Genomic DNA, 14,965 nt, shown 5'->3' on the forward strand with positions numbered 1-14,965 from the left:
AACTGTTGAGATTATAAAGATTGTATGCTCTTTGGACCCAATCTGGATCATGCCAGCGTAAGGTAAGCCGAGGCCAACCAATAATTTTGGGCTCGGCTTTTTTATGTGCTTCGATTATATGCGTCAGCGAATCAGAACAATTAAAAAGGCCAACATCCTCTGTGAATTGATTGGAAACGCTTGCTGACCTAATCTTATCAGTATTAATATGTTTGTTCATCCTCCTCTGAATTTCTCTAGCTTGTTTTATTTTTTTCTCATTTCAATCATGTTAGGCTGATCAACCGTACTTTTATCATGTGCTCAGTTAATAAATTGTTCACGCTCTTTTTCATCGTCAAATTTAATATCCATAGGAGTAACGTCTGCTACTTTTGGCATTTTTATTCGTCCCCCTTCGCAGCATAAACTCACCTCCATTAGAGTCTATGCTTAATTCTAGTTTAATTATACCTACATTTACCCTTTTTTCAATCATTCATGTTGAGGGAGTCAAGTTTTTGCAATAAGTTTCTCCCAACCTTTGTAATCGCAATCCCTATCCGACATCATTCACAAGCACTGATTCCTTACATCATCCGGATGAATCTTCTTTTCTTCCAATTCAATTAATGCGATAACTTCCAGCAAAGCATAGGCGGCATCTTTTCTGGTATATGCCTAGTTACCTTACCCACTCACTTAATTCAACTCCTTAATTCGTTATAACGGACATGGTTTAGAATTTTCCTCTATCCATGCCCGTTTTAATTTCTCTTATGATTTCAGCGAACGCAAAGACTTAAACTCCTATGCCGTTTCCCGGAAAATAAGACTCTTGAGATGACCGGATTCCTCATCATCTTTATTTAAATCTTCAATAACAGCCGATAATTCCACACGTACCCACCATTGCAGCGAAAAATTCGGGTGGAGCTGCGGAACCCTAAGGTCAATTCATCCCCGCGGTTTAACAAAGCGTGAACAGCTTGTACATATATGCCAGGGACATAACCAAGCTGCAGACCATCTTGCGTTTTTATGCTAATAGCAAAAAGATCCACCTCATTGTCATGATCCAACTCTGCTATTAGTCGATCTCCTATATGGACAATGTCAGTCCAGTTATCAGGAACGTTACTTAAATTGGTCCTCCCCAATTAATTAAGACACTAATGATTAAGGCGACCCAAGATATACAGATTGCTGTCATGACGAACGGAAAAATATACCGAATCCATCTTCCATAAGGCACCCTACATAATCCAAGCATTGCCATTAACCCACCTAATGTAGGTGAAAATATATTTGTAAGACCATCACCAATTTGGAACGCTAAAATTGTCGTTTGCCGTGTAATGTCTAACATATCACCAACAGGAACCATAATGGGTAACGTCACGGCTGCTTGACCACTGCCACTTGGAATCAAAATATTAATAATCGACTGGGATATTGTCATGAATACAGCAGCCAGCGTTGTTGGTAAATGTTCTAGTACCGAGACAAGACCATGAGCAACGGTATCGCTGATATTTCCATGGTTCATCACGACTTGAGTGGCCATGGCAACACCAATCAGAATAGCTGCTAATGCACTCGGTTCAAGTGCTTTCGCAAATACATGAGCGATTTGACTAGCATTCATTCTTGCAATAATCCCACAGACAATGCCTATCATAAGGTATATCGCGGCAACTTCATTGATATACCAACCTTGTGTAAAAATGCCAAATAGCATAACAATAATCCCTGCGATAAACACAAGTAACATGGCAATATCCTTTTTTCTCATGTGATAGGAACCAAGTGGTTTACTAAGTGTCATGTCTGAGGTATCAATGTCATAAGCAAGGCTTTTATCCCGGTTCCTTAAAATCTTTTTAAAATATCTAACGTTAAAATAAGCTAATACAGATAACGTAACAACCACTAAGATACTTCTAAAAAGCCATCCTGAGAAAAGTTGCATTTCCGCTATCCTATGCCCGACACCTACCGTATAAGGATTGAACGGAGAAAGGCCAAATCCTACTAGCACACCGCCTATGGCAATACCCGCACCGAGCATGGCATCTCCACCTATTGCAACACTTAATAAAACTGCAATTGGAACAAGCGCGATATTATTTTCAAGGCCAATAAATATCCCGAAAAATCCGTAAACAAATGTCATAATAACATCAACAAGAAAACGCCTTTTAATACCAACTTTACGAACGAATGTCCCAACTGTATTTTCAAGCATCCCCGTTTTTTCTAACAGTCCAAACATCATGGCCGCGGCAAATGTGACAAAGACGATATCTGACATTTCTTGAAACCCTTCAGGAATCGCAGTAAATAAATCCATAATGCCTACAGGACTGTTCTCTATGTATTCAAATGACCCAGGAATGGTTCGAGTTGTATCATTAACGGTTTCCCTTTCATAAGATCCAGCCGGAATAATATACGTCAAAATAGCTGCGGCAACAACAATATAAAATAATAATGCCAATGGATGTGGAATGCGATCCAGCCATTTTTTACGTTTCTTTTCATTCTGCATCGTTAGTCTCCCTTGATGTTAAGTTTAATCAATACGTCTATTGCTTAATAGTAATGCCTGTTCTTATATGTGCCATTGAATACAGACTCATTTCGCCCGCAACAAATAACGTCCTTCAGCTCATATTGCCGCTATTTCTGAAAGGTTTTGAAATATTGCTTTGATTTTTATTCTGTATCATTGATGTTATCCTCCTTGTCGTTTAGCTGGCCTCATAAATTTATAAATCGATACAAAAATAGCCTCTTTCAATGGGAAAGAGGCTAAACATCTATTCGCCTTATCTCCCAGAATAAAAAACTAGTTATTCTGCAGGAATTGGCACCTTTCCTTCTCATAAGGAGGTTGCCGGACGTCATCGGGCCTGTCCCTCAATCACTCTTGATAAGCATAAATTAAAAAATATGAAGTTACATTAATGTTGAAACGATTATATATTTGGAAGACTTTTTTGTCAACGATTTTTGTCGGGTAGTCAGCTATGAAGAGTAAATTTCTTTATTAAACCGTTTATTATCAGTAGCGTTGCATAAATATTATCTAAATTTGTCAAGCATTCCCCTACAATGAACTAAATCAATAATATTGGGAATTGTGCAAATTAAGGCTTTAAAATCCATAAAAAAGCCTTATAATGGGAACAGGTAGCTCTGTCCAAATCCCATTATAAGGAGACAACTTATGGACAAGTATACCACAAAATCCACAATTAATAAATTATTCGAGGTTCTTGATGAACAGAAATTCTTAAATGTGATCAACGTTTCGAACATTGACCACTACATAAAGAAGCTGGCAGCCTACAAATTTCTGGAACTGTTGATTATTGCACAGTTAAATGAGGCTGAAAGTTTAAGAGATCTTTCAAAACAACTCAAGGATAATCAGGGCGTTCAACAGGCGATTGAAATGGATACCATCAGCACTTCGCAGCTTTCCCGGAAACAGTGCGATCTTCCACCGTTCGAAAAGGTATTTAGACACTTGGTGTTTGAAGTACAGGCGCAAATGAAAAATAAATCTATTGTACGCGACATTGGGAAACTGCTGGTCATTGATTCATCCACTGTGTCGATGAGTTTAAGCCAGTATCCCCTGGGCGACGTTTCGAAAAACAAAATCAGGCGTGCGGCTGCACATGCGCGTAGTCATCACAAAAGATATAACCATGCCTGATAAAGCTGTTATGCTGCCTGCCAAACACGCGGATCGCACTCAAATGAATGAATTAGTCGATATCGATTCAGACGCCATCCATTTGTTTGACCGGGGCTATAATGATTACAAACAATTTGATGAACTCTGCTGGAAAAACGTCCGTTTCATCACAAGAATCAAGAAAAACGCAAAAATCGAAGTTGTCTCGGAACAGGAACCGGACACGGAACATAACATTTTTCTTGATCAGAAGGTGTATTTGGACAATGCGCAAAATAGAACGAAAATGGACTATCCATTGCGTCTCATTAAAACGAAAGACAGCGAGGGCAATGTGGTCATCATTATCACCAATTGTTTCGATTTAACGGCTAAGGAAATTGGTGATCTATACCGCTATCGTTGGAAAATCGAGACGTTCTTTAAGTGGGTGAAACAGCACTTAAAAGTCAAAACATTCTATGGCAAAAGTGAAAATGCCGTCTATACCCAAATTTGGATCGCGTTAATTACATATTGCTTACAAGTGTTATTACAGTTGAAATTCAATCATGAAGGGTCGGTGCTGGAAATCAAACGAACGCTCAAAACCCTTTTATTCCAGCCATTGGACGAATTTTTACGGTCTTTTTTCCGAAAGCCAACCCGAACATCAAAAGGCCGTCAAAATTACAATTGAGAAGAAGAATTCCAATTCCTTGTAAGTCAATTGAAGAAGGCGAGGTGAGCCATCTTAACGACCTGACATACGATCCAATATTTCTTTAATATTAACTGGAAAATTGTGGATAAGCTACCATTCATATTCCTTTTGACTTTTTTATTTTTGACCGAAATGATTATACTAAATATTACAAATAATACATTTTATGGAAGTCATTGACTGTTTGACAAAGTAGAAAATGTTTTTATGCAACACTAATGATGCTGAATATAATCAGTAAGCTGATAAAAGTTAAATGCAAAATTTTGATCCACGATTCTGAAAATAGGAAGGACTCCTGCCGCCGGATTGTTTGACTATTGGGTTTGTCCTCGCCATTTTTATTAATTGTCCTGCATGATCGAAATCAGAGTTATTGTCCATTGTTCCAGTTGATCCAGTTTTTGAACTAAAAGAAATTGTTCCGCCTCGACGGCCCCATTGGGATTAGTGATGGAATCCCGTGCAAAGTCAAGAAAGAAGGATTTTTATTAATTTATCCCGTATTTTCAAGTTCTTACGAATTGAAATTGCCCGAAGTCCTTCGTCCCCTAATTCAAGGATATCCCCCCGGATGTAGACAATATCGCATCAAATAACGCGAGGCCTTACCGAACAGTTTGGAAAAGGACTGAATGTGCTTACGCTTCCCATCAACCCAATACTCTTCCCCTGGTACTCTCGGAAAATATGATCAACATAAACACGAATTCGGTTTTGTACAGCACTCTCTTCCTGTACCAGTTCACGGCGCGCACGTGTCAATGTCTGAAGCTTATGGATATTACCCGAGGATAACCCGCTTGATGTCCCCCGATTATGCATAATGGATTGCACAATCGCCATCAGATCAAGATTATCTATTTTAGAACAGTTCAACAGGTCCTGTCGTTCCTGTGCTGTAGTCGCTGAATTTAATATTCGGACATGATAACCTTCCCCCTTACAGGCCGCTGGTGGTGGACTTCTTTCGTTTTCTTCCGGAGCATGTCGATGAGGCGATGGCGGATGGTGTAGTTGAAGTAGGTTCCGAGCTGGCTTTTGTTCGGGTCGTATTTCTTGTAAGCTATCCACATAGCATAGATGCCTTCCACGTAATATTCCCTCTGCCCGTCATGAATACCGAGCTTATGCATATGATAGTGGATTCGCCGTTCATTCTGCTTGAAAATCTCTTCAAACGATTGTCTATATTTGTCATGCATGTGTTCACCTCCTTAATTTGATTCTTGAATGTTCAGTAGGCCTCAAAGAACCACAGAGGCAACGCCTGGCACACGGCGGTTTCTGCGGCATGATATAGCGAGCTCGCATGGTTATGGCCCGAGATCCCGTGAACCCACCGGCCCATGATCCTGCTTTCCCGCCCATATCGCGCCCGCACTCGCCCGATGACCACTCTTCAGCACATGCCGAGCAACATCGCGCCCATACCACCCCACCAGCGCCCCTCAAAAAAAGAAACATTCTCACCCCTTATTCAGGCAAGAATGTTTCTATCATAATTAAAGCGGATATTTTATTTTAAGAATTCCACAGCAAACGAGCTCATTGCGGTAATCCCAGCCGGTATAGCCTTTTCATCGAAAATAATCCCAGGATTGTGCAACGAACGTGTCGATTGTTCTTGATCATTCTTCGTACCGATCCTGAACAACATACCATCCACATGTTCTAGATAAAATGAAAAATCTTCGCCACCCAAGGATGGTTCAGGAAGATAAACCAGGTTATCATCGCCGAGTTCTTTTCTCACCGCTGTATCCATAATATCAACCAAGCTTTCATCATTAATAACAGGCGGACTTCCAAGGTGAAACGTTACTTCTGCTTGGGTATCATGTGCTTTGGCTATGTTTTCACTAATCTCTGCAATATTGTTTTTAATATGATTTCTTACTTCGGGATCCAATGATCTGACGGTTCCAGACAGTCTAACTTCACTGGCCATAATATTATTGGCTTCACCCCCATGTATCTGCCCTAACGTGACAACTGCCGAATCGAGAGGGGAGATACGACGCGAGATAATCGATTGCAAACCGCTTACGATTTGGCCTGCAACGGGAATCGGGTCTATACTTTTATGAGGGTGAGCGGCGTGTCCTCCTGAGCCATCGACTCGGATATCAAATGCATCAGTTGCCGCCATAATCGGCCCTTTCCGCACGCCAATTTTTCCAGCATCGACTTGAGGCCACGTATGCAAGCAAATAATCTTGTCCACTTTTGGCTCAGCATCCAAAACACCCTGATCAATAACATAATTAGCTCCCTGCATAACTTCTTCACCAGGTTGAAAAATAAATTTAATATTTCCATTCAGTTGATCCCGCTTTTTATCCAACACCAGCGCCGTACCAAGCAGGACTGAAGTGTGCAAATCATGGCCGCAAGCGTGCATGACGCCCTCTTTATCTGAGGAAAACGCCAACCCTGTTGCTTCTTTAATTGGCAGGGCATCCATATCACCTCTTAGGCCAAGGGTAGGACCCTCCCCTTTCCCTCTCAGTACACCGACGACCCCGGTATCCCCTTTTAGCTTTTGCAAATCGATAGCCGTATCTTTCAGGACGTCCATTACTAGATTAGTTGTATTGTATTCTTTCATGCTCAGTTCCGGGTTTTTATGGAGATGTCTCCTGATTTTTACCATTTCTGTCTGTATCTCTTCTGTCATCTCATCTATCCGCAATCCAATGTCCTCCTTGCTTTCATACAAATTTGGAGGTCGACTAACCTGTTTAGTTAGTCGACCCTTGTAATAAAAAACTATTCCAGATCTTGTTGACCCATCTCTACAACTTTATTATACGTTTCTTCGCCCCAGATTTTAGTACCTAATTCGTCTCTTACAGATTGCGTTGCTTCTCTAAAGGCTTCGATATCCGGGTCTACGAACGTTACGCCTTCTTCTTCCATCTCCGCCTTCATTTCTTCTGCATTTTCTTTCAATTTTTCCTGTGCATGAGCTTGCCCTTCTTCTGCAGCGCTCAGCAAAATGTCCTGATAGTCACTTGGCAGGCTTTGGAAAAATTCTTCATTTATAGTTACGAACGCTGGTTTATACATATGGTTTGTATTAATAACATAATCCTGAACTTCATGGAAACCAGCAGAATAGATTGTTTCCAGCGGGTTTTCCTGTCCTTCTACTACACCATTTTGTAAGCCACTATAGACTTCACCGAAATCCATTGGAGTAGGATTGGCACCTAGCGCTTCAAACGTTTGTACATAATAATCAACTGCCGGCGCTCTAATTTTCATTCCTGCCATATCTTCAGGCTTTGTTATTTTAACGTTGGAGGAAACGACACGCGGTCCACGCGGCAGAGTGCCGATTGTACGCACGCCTTGTTCATTAATCAATTGGTCGTTCCATTCTTGTCCGATATCAGATTGAAGGACTGCTGTCCAATGGGCGTTCGAATCCATTAAATAGGGCAGCGCCAGATATTCAATTTCGTCCATCCCAGGGTCACCACTCGACATCATTTCGATTGTGCCCAGCTTCACCTGCTCCATTTGTTCAACAGTTGAACCAAGCTGATTTCCCGGATGCAATTCAATTTCCACATTACCATCTGTTTCCTCTTCAACAATCTCTTTAAAGCGCTCCATACCTAAATAAGCCGGTTCACCTTCATTAGCCCATGTGCTGTAAGAGATGCTAAATGTTTCGTTGGAGCCTCCATCATCCGAAGATGACTCTTCACCTCCGCAAGCAGCTAAGAAAACTAAGCTTAAAACAACACCCAATACTAATTTTTTCATAGTCTACCTCCTAAAATTATAAAATGAAGTGATTTACGCGTTGTTCTTTTTCTGCACCATATTAGAAGCTTTAATTTTTTCAGCCAAGTCCACACCATACTTTGTCAACGTCTCTAAAATCTTTTCACCACGCTGAGAAGACGCGTTGGCAGGATTGCCTACAATACCTTCGTGCGAGATCTCCTCCATGTCGAAAAAGAGATTCGCTGTGGTCGTCTCTGTACTTACTTTATTAAAGCTTTCAATAGAGAAAGATTCCCAATGATCTTTCATCTCACATTCTTCCAGTAAATCCATCCGCATTTCCTCCGGATATAAGTAACTCATGATGGAAGACAACGGCTCGCCGCCATGCCCTGATGGGTCTTCTTCCTGATAGATTGTCTCTTTATTATTTTTACTGAGCCATTGCCATAAATTAACGGCAGCTATCATAATATTGCTTTCTCTTTTTACCTTCCGGGCAACCTGATCGACTGCCGAACTATTACCGGCATGGCCATTGAATACTAGAATTTTCGTAATACCATGCTCGGTTAGGCTACGGAAAATTTCCTCCAAAATACGGAGGACGGTTTCTTGAGACAGTGAAATCGTACCAGGATAACCTCTAAAGTATTCCGAATTGCCAAAAGGAACAGGCGGAATGTAATAACTGCCTGACTGCTCAGCGACTCTTTTTACTAACTCCACAGCTGCAAGATAATCCCCAGTAATCGAGTGAGGGCCATGTTCTTCCATAGATCCTAAAGGTACAATAATAACGGGATCCTTTTTAAAAGCTTGATCAACTTCTTTCCAAGTCATTAAGTGCAATGCGTGTTTATTGCTGCTCATGCTATCACTCCTAGTTGTTTATTCCATAAATGTTTCGATTAATATTAAAGACAGCGATGGGAAAAAGGCTGTTATAAACGCTGTAGCCACTAAGGGAATGTACATTGGAGCCATTTCCCTAACCAATTTGGTATATTTTAGTTTGGCAATATCAGCCACGATATATAAAAGTATGCCGACTGGCGGGGAAGCACCTCCAATTGTCAGTGTCAGAACCATTACGACACCAAAGTGGACAGGATCTACTCCTACTTGAATCGCAATTGGTGTCAAAATTGGAGCAAACACGATGATTGCTTCAGAAGGTAGCATAAATAATCCGATAAGAAGCATAAAGATAACCATTAACGTAAGAATCACATAAGAGTTTTCAGAAAAACCAAGGATGAAATCTGCCAATGTATCGGAAATGCCTGAAACTGTTACGACCCATGCAAACACTGTGGCTGCGGCAAGTGTGAACAAAACATTTGCTGAATCAAAACTCGCATTCTTGAGGATACGCGTAAACGACCGAATATTAACATTCTTATAATAGAAAAATGTAATAACAATACCATATAACACAGCAACGGCTGCTGCTTCAGTTGGTGTAAATGCACCAGAGACGATTCCTACGACGATTATGACAGGCAACAATAAAGCCACAATCCCTGATCTGAATGCACTTCCTGCTTGTTTGATACTTGCGCGCTCATATCTTGGATAGTTTCGTTTGCTGGCCGTAAAATAGGTGTAAACCATGAGCGAAATAGCCAGTAGCAACCCAGGTATCAACCCGGCAATCAGCAACGGACCAATAGGTTGCTGTGTCACAATTCCGAAAATAATGAGTGTAATACTAGGCGGAATAATCGGGCCTACGATGGAAGAGGCAGCTGTAATAGCAGCGGCAAACCGCTTATCATACCCTTCACGTTCCATCGACGGAATCAGTACAGAACCCAAAGCAACCGTATCGGCTGTCGCAGACCCAGAAATACCCGAGAAGAGCACACTGGCCAAAATATTAACCTGAGCGAGACCTCCTTTAAGGTGCCCCACAAAAACGCGGGCGACATCAATGATTCGATTGGTGATCCCGCCAGAGTTCATTAGCTCACCTACAAGAAGGAAAAACGGAACAGCTAATAATGTGAACGAGTCCACTCCCCTAACCATACTTTGGGCGACCATGGCCAAATCAATGCCTTCAATCATCAAATACACAAGTGAACTTAACCCCAGCGCGAAGGCAACGGGCATACCGGCTACAATTAAGACCACCATTAATGCTACGACTAAGAATATCATGTCTCCGTCCCCTCCTTACTTGAGTCGTCACCATACGTTCCGGAGCGGTAATCCCTTACATCCAACACACTTCTTAGTACGGTATAGCCAATCATTAAAATCGATCCAACCGTAATGGAAACACGCCAATAAGAGAATGGAATTTCGAGTGCTCCCGAGCGATTATAATGTGCTGCTGCCACGATATCGATTGATGTATAGATAAGAATACCCAAAAAGATAATGATGACGGACCTAACAATTAAATCGCTAATTAGTTTTATACGTGGTGGCATGTTTTCCTGCAGAACATTGACCGCCAAATGTTTATCATCAAACGAGACAATCCCTGCTCCCAAAAACACCATCCATATCAGTAAAAACCTGGAGAGCTCATCCGTCCAAACCAACGGACTATCCAATACAAACCGAAAGAACACCTGAAGGAGTGTAATAAATACAATCGCAAGCAGTAACACAACAACGATATAACGGAGTATTTTAGCAAAATCCTTTCGTTTTTCCACCTTCACACCTCCATTCAGTTTTCAAATGGCCCACCACCTTTTGAAAAAATAACTTGATAAGGCCAATTTTGACTTTTTACAAAGTATTCAACATACTCAACTGGGTTGTAATCCTTGTCAAAAGAGGTTCTTTTTATTTTAAGAAGCGCATCACCAGGATTGGTCTCCAGCAGCACACTTTGCTGATAATCTGCCTCTACAGCTGTTAATTCTTCGGAAACGTATTCAAAATTGATACCTAACACATGTGTTGCAAACTGTCTCATGTATAGAATATCGCCTGCTTCTTTTATTTTTTCCATGTCAACCGAATCTGGATAGTAATGTTTCAAAAGAAATATTGGCGAATTATTTTCTTTTCTTACCCTAATCACTTGAATGATTGGTTCACCCTCAGGAAGCTTTAAGGTTTCCGTTATTTCTTCATTTACAATGGATTTAGAGACATCAACTGTGTTGCATACAAGCTCACCTTCGTGGGAGCGGAAATGTGAACTAAACCCGCCCATCGGGGTCCAATCGGAAAAAATAGTATTTTCTGCTACTATGGTCCCGATGCCTGGCTTCCTGTGAATAAAGCCTTCATTTTTGAGCTGCGACATGGCGGTTCTAATTGGAGCCCTACTTACGCCATACATTTCCTGAAGCTCCTCTTCTGTTGGTAATACATCTCCAACTGAATAGTAATTAGATTTAATTTTGTTGTATAAGTCCTCAAATATAACTCCAGAAAGCGTTTTCCCAGCCAATAATACCCTCCTTCAACACACTTTGTTATAACAAAGTTTGATTATGTAATATATTAGTGCTCATTTACATAATTGTCAATACTTTTTTAATTTTGGTTATGGAGTATATTTTAGAAGTATAGTGAAAAAGTTGTCTTAAAACAGGATTTTCCCCACAAAATGTCGAATATAGTAAGTAACACAGTAATAAAAAGGATGGTCAAAAATGCATTCGCCAAAGCAAAACCACATTCAACCTAGCATGTTTCAATATATTGCTATGGAGGATATCGTTCCCGAGCACCATATCCTGAGAAAAATGAAGTATGTTATTGACTTTCCGCTGTCCACGATTGAGTGCAGCCTCTCTACTCCAAAAAAATAGGCCGACCGTCTACGAAGCTGTTTTGGTAGTACGGTTAGTTGTGCTGAAGTATCTTTTTGATCACTCGGAACGGGAACTGTTTGAAATGCTTCCCATGCATGCAGGCTATCTGTGGTTTTGCGGTCTGGAATTTGAATCTTCCCTTCCCGATCGAACAACACTTGTTAAAACAAGAGCGCTTTGGTGTCATAACAGTATTTTTGAAAATATCATGACGCATGTCGTGATCAGTGTATTACTTCCGGACTCGTCCGCCCCGATGTTCATACCGGTGATAGACGGTACACAAGTGCGGGCAAACGCGTCCATTCATAGCTGAAAGAAATAGAGCTGGCCCCGGTTCAAACCATTGAAGATTACTTGGAAGAAAGAAGCAAAGTGACGAAACATCTTTGGGCCAATCAGGCAATTCGGACAGCGACGATGATGATCAAAACCCTCAGCCTCCGAAACCAAAGAAAAATAACCCAGTTCAATCAGAACTGAGCCATACATAAAATTTACTTATTTGTTGTTCCATTCTTAACTACCGATTAAGAGATAGCCACTCGACCCTTACGAATAGAATTTAATATAGGAAGCATTCCTGCTAGAAAAATATTCTCTAAATAAGTAACGAAGCCCGGTTTTAAAATTGTTTTACTTCAATTATACCTGAAAAATTCAAGCCATTCCCATGTATCCGTCATCGATTTATATGTGCAAAAATGCCATGTTCCGCTGACATACCAATAATCACACAGGCCCACATCAGCTTGTAAGCCTCTACAATATTATCATTAGTGAATTTGATCGTTGTCGGACTCGTTAATTGAACTGACGGAATCGTTGTTGTCATTAAAGCTTGGCTTGTAAGTTTAAAATCAAGTTCAAATGTCACAGATCCATGGAGCTTAAAGGCTTCGACTTGTTTAGCCTTCTTAATAGCCACTTCAGCTTTTTTACGAATAGTCTTCTGGGTTTTTTCAGGTGGCAATAGCTCTGCTGCAAACCGGTCAATCCCACGCTTCACAACAGCTGCTTCAACATCTGGAAGTGTTTCTTGTACTTCTTTACAGTAAGCATCATCACCAGAGATAAACACTGCTGGCACACCAAAATGGCCAGCAACTCTCGTATTCATTTCTGTCTCTCCCACAACAGTACCATTTATTTTCACTTCTGATAGAGACGTGCTAGATAACGAATGGTTGATAACGGTACGTTCTGAGCCATCTTGTCGTCCGTGGTGACCTACAAACATTATCGCATCAAAAGAATCATCAAGCCCTTCTAATTGACACATCACGCGGTTACTGCCAGACACAAGACGCGCTCGATTGTCTAAATACTCTATGTAGATATTAGACATATTCGCATGGCCATCCGCAACGACCACTTCAGTTGCTCCACCTTTAAACGCGCCATCAATTGCCGCATTTACATCTTCTGTCATCAACTTTCTAAACCGCTGATATTCACTCTCTTTTTTTAATTGAACGTTAGTTGCTACCCCAGAAATCCCTTCCATATCTGCTGAAATAAATACTTTCATTTTTGCCTTCCTCCCTCAGAAAATAAATAACTTATCCAGTGCATGTCTTACTCACATTTTCAATAGGAAACAATCAAAACTTTTCAAGTAAATTTGTGTATTAGAATAAATTAACAACCCACAAAGTCAAACTTGGTATAAAAGCAACGATAAGCAAAGCCGCTAAAATGGGAATATAAAGTGGTACTAATTCTTTCGCAACAGTCGATGGGGAAACATTAGCAACGCTAGCCGCTGTATAGAGGCCCATACCTACTGGCGGCGTTGCCGTACCAATCATTAAGGTGAATACCATAATTATCCCTAGATGGATCGGATCTATGCCCACTTGAGTAGCGACAGTTAAAAAAATCGGAGTCATCATTATCAATGCCGGAATGGCATCCATAAACATGCCAACAATTAACAACATAAGAATAATAATTAGGATTATCACTACTTTAGTACTCGTAAAATTTAAAAGTGTTGATGATATTAATTCTGGAAGTCTTTCTAATGTTAACGCTGTCGTAAAAATAGAACCTGATGTTACAATCAACAATATTGTACTTGTTGCTATAAAGGTCCCCTTTAAGGAATCAACCAGTCCTTTCCAAGTGAATTCTTTATGAAGAATGCCTAAAATTAGTAGATAAAGTACCCCCATAGCTCCTGCCTCAGCGGGACTAAATATTCCAAATAGCATGCCAAAAATGACAATCGGAGCAGCAATCAACATTGGAAAAGCCTTTTGGAAACTGTCCCAAGTTTCACCTTTTTTTATAGGTTCATAACTCTTTACAGCAACATTTTTTAATTTATAATTAGTAACTACAGAGACATAAGTATATAAACAAGTCGCAATTAAAATACCAGGAATGATTCCTGCCAAGAGTATTTGTATACCCGAGACCTCCGCTATTAAAGCGTAAATAATAAGTGGTATGCTAGGAGGAAAAATAGGACCGATAATGGAAGTGGCTAATGTTACACCGGCACCATATCCTCGCGTGAATCCCTCATTTTCCATTGCTCTAATTTGTATTCTTCCTAATCCTGCTATATCTGCAAGTGCGGCACCAGACATCCCAGAAAGGATCAAGCTCATAACGACGTTAACCTTAGCAGAGTAACCTCTAGCATTCCTTAATATAGTGCGGGCAAAAGTATATACTCTATCAGTTTCACGAAATGTGTTTATTAAATAGCCCATTAGAATAAATAGCGGTACGGCGACCATAGTGAAACTATTTATCGATTTAAACATCGTTCCAGTCAACACAGACAAGGGGATTTCTGTGATAATAAAATAAATCGCAGCAGGAATTCCCATAGCAGCTACAATTGGAACACCCAAAAATAACAATAATAGAAATAACCCAATTAAAAACAATAACACTAAGCGCTCCGAGAGTGTAAAATATTTTGTGTAAATAGAAATGACTAAATGATGTTCATAGAAAAAGGAAGACCCTTTCCTGTAGAATAGAGTTAGCCAACAACATTCACAGAAAAGAGGTCTTCCCTATGAATCA

Annotated in this window: 14 protein-coding genes and 1 riboswitch; of the genes, 3 read left to right on the plus strand and 11 right to left on the minus strand. The window is 40.4% G+C overall.

All coding sequences use genetic code 11. The features are described 5' to 3' along the window. Positions 1 to 1,120: 1,120 nt before the first annotated feature. On the minus strand, positions 1,121 to 2,530 hold the full coding sequence (locus ACFQ4A_RS09695; protein WP_382400001.1) for a YfcC family protein: 1,410 nt from the start codon (positions 2,528 to 2,530) through the stop codon (positions 1,121 to 1,123). A 277-nt stretch (positions 2,531 to 2,807) separates the two neighbouring features. Then, positions 2,808 to 2,921: riboswitch (SAM riboswitch) on the minus strand. A 290-nt stretch (positions 2,922 to 3,211) separates the two neighbouring features. On the opposite strand from ACFQ4A_RS09695, the gene ACFQ4A_RS09700 reads away from it, so the two are divergent. Further along, positions 3,212 to 3,706, plus strand: a complete 495-nt coding sequence (locus ACFQ4A_RS09700; RefSeq protein ID WP_382400003.1) for a DUF4372 domain-containing protein — start codon at positions 3,212 to 3,214, stop codon at positions 3,704 to 3,706. Further along, the gene (locus ACFQ4A_RS09705) at positions 3,669 to 4,367 is read left to right on the plus strand and encodes an IS4 family transposase (RefSeq protein WP_382400005.1); all 699 of its coding nucleotides are present in this window, start codon (positions 3,669 to 3,671) and stop codon (positions 4,365 to 4,367) included. Before ACFQ4A_RS09700 ends, ACFQ4A_RS09705 begins: the two co-directional genes overlap by 38 nt. A 615-nt stretch (positions 4,368 to 4,982) precedes the next feature. Here the strand turns inward: ACFQ4A_RS09705 and ACFQ4A_RS09710 are convergent. The 8 genes from ACFQ4A_RS09710 to ACFQ4A_RS09745 form a co-directional block, all read right to left on the minus strand. Then, the gene (locus tag ACFQ4A_RS09710) at positions 4,983 to 5,312 is read right to left on the minus strand and encodes an IS110 family transposase (RefSeq protein ID WP_382400031.1); all 330 of its coding nucleotides are present in this window, start codon (positions 5,310 to 5,312) and stop codon (positions 4,983 to 4,985) included. Further along, positions 5,306 to 5,596 (minus strand): sigma factor, encoded by a 291-nt coding sequence (locus tag ACFQ4A_RS09715; protein ID WP_382400007.1) that lies wholly within the window; start codon positions 5,594 to 5,596, stop codon positions 5,306 to 5,308. Before ACFQ4A_RS09715 ends, ACFQ4A_RS09710 begins: the two co-directional genes overlap by 7 nt. Positions 5,597 to 5,910: 314 nt before the next feature. Beyond that, positions 5,911 to 7,086 carry a M20 metallopeptidase family protein gene (locus ACFQ4A_RS09720; RefSeq protein WP_382400009.1) on the minus strand — a complete coding sequence of 392 codons (1,176 nt, stop codon included), beginning with the start codon at positions 7,084 to 7,086 and terminating at the stop codon, positions 5,911 to 5,913. A gap of 77 nt (positions 7,087 to 7,163) precedes the next feature. Then, the gene (locus ACFQ4A_RS09725) at positions 7,164 to 8,168 is read right to left on the minus strand and encodes a TRAP transporter substrate-binding protein (protein WP_382400011.1); all 1,005 of its coding nucleotides are present in this window, start codon (positions 8,166 to 8,168) and stop codon (positions 7,164 to 7,166) included. Positions 8,169 to 8,201: 33 nt separating this feature from the next. Continuing rightward, positions 8,202 to 9,005, minus strand: coding sequence for a creatininase family protein (locus tag ACFQ4A_RS09730; protein ID WP_382400013.1), 804 nt, complete (start codon positions 9,003 to 9,005; stop codon positions 8,202 to 8,204). 18 nt (positions 9,006 to 9,023) lie between these two features. Next, positions 9,024 to 10,298, minus strand: a complete 1,275-nt coding sequence (locus ACFQ4A_RS09735) for a TRAP transporter large permease (RefSeq protein WP_382400015.1) — start codon at positions 10,296 to 10,298, stop codon at positions 9,024 to 9,026. Continuing rightward, complete coding sequence (locus ACFQ4A_RS09740) at positions 10,295 to 10,804, minus strand: TRAP transporter small permease (RefSeq protein WP_382400017.1); 510 nt, start codon at positions 10,802 to 10,804, stop codon at positions 10,295 to 10,297. The genes ACFQ4A_RS09735 and ACFQ4A_RS09740 overlap by 4 nt, the downstream gene beginning before the upstream one ends. A 14-nt stretch (positions 10,805 to 10,818) precedes the next feature. Then, positions 10,819 to 11,553, minus strand: a complete 735-nt coding sequence (locus ACFQ4A_RS09745; RefSeq protein ID WP_382400019.1) for a GntR family transcriptional regulator — start codon at positions 11,551 to 11,553, stop codon at positions 10,819 to 10,821. A 386-nt stretch (positions 11,554 to 11,939) separates the two neighbouring features. Here ACFQ4A_RS09745 and ACFQ4A_RS09750 point away from each other — a divergent pair, with 386 nt between their 5' ends. Beyond that, the gene (locus ACFQ4A_RS09750; protein WP_382400021.1) at positions 11,940 to 12,236 is read left to right on the plus strand and encodes a transposase; all 297 of its coding nucleotides are present in this window, start codon (positions 11,940 to 11,942) and stop codon (positions 12,234 to 12,236) included. A 366-nt stretch (positions 12,237 to 12,602) separates the two neighbouring features. Here the strand turns inward: ACFQ4A_RS09750 and ACFQ4A_RS09755 are convergent, their stop codons facing one another. After that, positions 12,603 to 13,451, minus strand: a complete 849-nt coding sequence (locus tag ACFQ4A_RS09755) for a M55 family metallopeptidase (protein WP_382400023.1) — start codon at positions 13,449 to 13,451, stop codon at positions 12,603 to 12,605. A 100-nt stretch (positions 13,452 to 13,551) separates the two neighbouring features. Next, positions 13,552 to 14,829: a TRAP transporter large permease gene (locus tag ACFQ4A_RS09760; protein WP_382400025.1), complete on the minus strand. Its 1,278-nt coding sequence runs from the start codon at positions 14,827 to 14,829 to the stop codon at positions 13,552 to 13,554. Between the last annotated feature and the right edge of the window lie 136 nt (positions 14,830 to 14,965).

Source organism: Lentibacillus salinarum (genome assembly GCF_042679865.1).
Taxonomy (GTDB): Bacteria; Bacillota; Bacilli; order Bacillales; family Amphibacillaceae; genus Lentibacillus; species Lentibacillus salinarum.

Excerpts from the sequence above, each read along its gene's own strand:
- ACFQ4A_RS09705 (WP_382400005.1), top strand. The coding sequence starts at position 3,669 with ATGCGCGTAGTCATCACAAAAGATATAACCATGCCTGATAAAGCTGTT.
- ACFQ4A_RS09715 (WP_382400007.1), bottom strand. The coding sequence starts at position 5,596 with ATGCATGACAAATATAGACAATCGTTTGAAGAGATTTTCAAGCAGAAT.
- ACFQ4A_RS09735 (WP_382400015.1), bottom strand. The coding sequence starts at position 10,298 with ATGATATTCTTAGTCGTAGCATTAATGGTGGTCTTAATTGTAGCCGGT.
- ACFQ4A_RS09700 (WP_382400003.1), top strand. The coding sequence starts at position 3,212 with ATGGACAAGTATACCACAAAATCCACAATTAATAAATTATTCGAGGTT.
- ACFQ4A_RS09755 (WP_382400023.1), bottom strand. The coding sequence starts at position 13,451 with ATGAAAGTATTTATTTCAGCAGATATGGAAGGGATTTCTGGGGTAGCA.
- ACFQ4A_RS09695 (WP_382400001.1), bottom strand. The coding sequence starts at position 2,530 with ATGCAGAATGAAAAGAAACGTAAAAAATGGCTGGATCGCATTCCACAT.
- ACFQ4A_RS09730 (WP_382400013.1), bottom strand. The coding sequence starts at position 9,005 with ATGAGCAGCAATAAACACGCATTGCACTTAATGACTTGGAAAGAAGTT.
- ACFQ4A_RS09725 (WP_382400011.1), bottom strand. The coding sequence starts at position 8,168 with ATGAAAAAATTAGTATTGGGTGTTGTTTTAAGCTTAGTTTTCTTAGCT.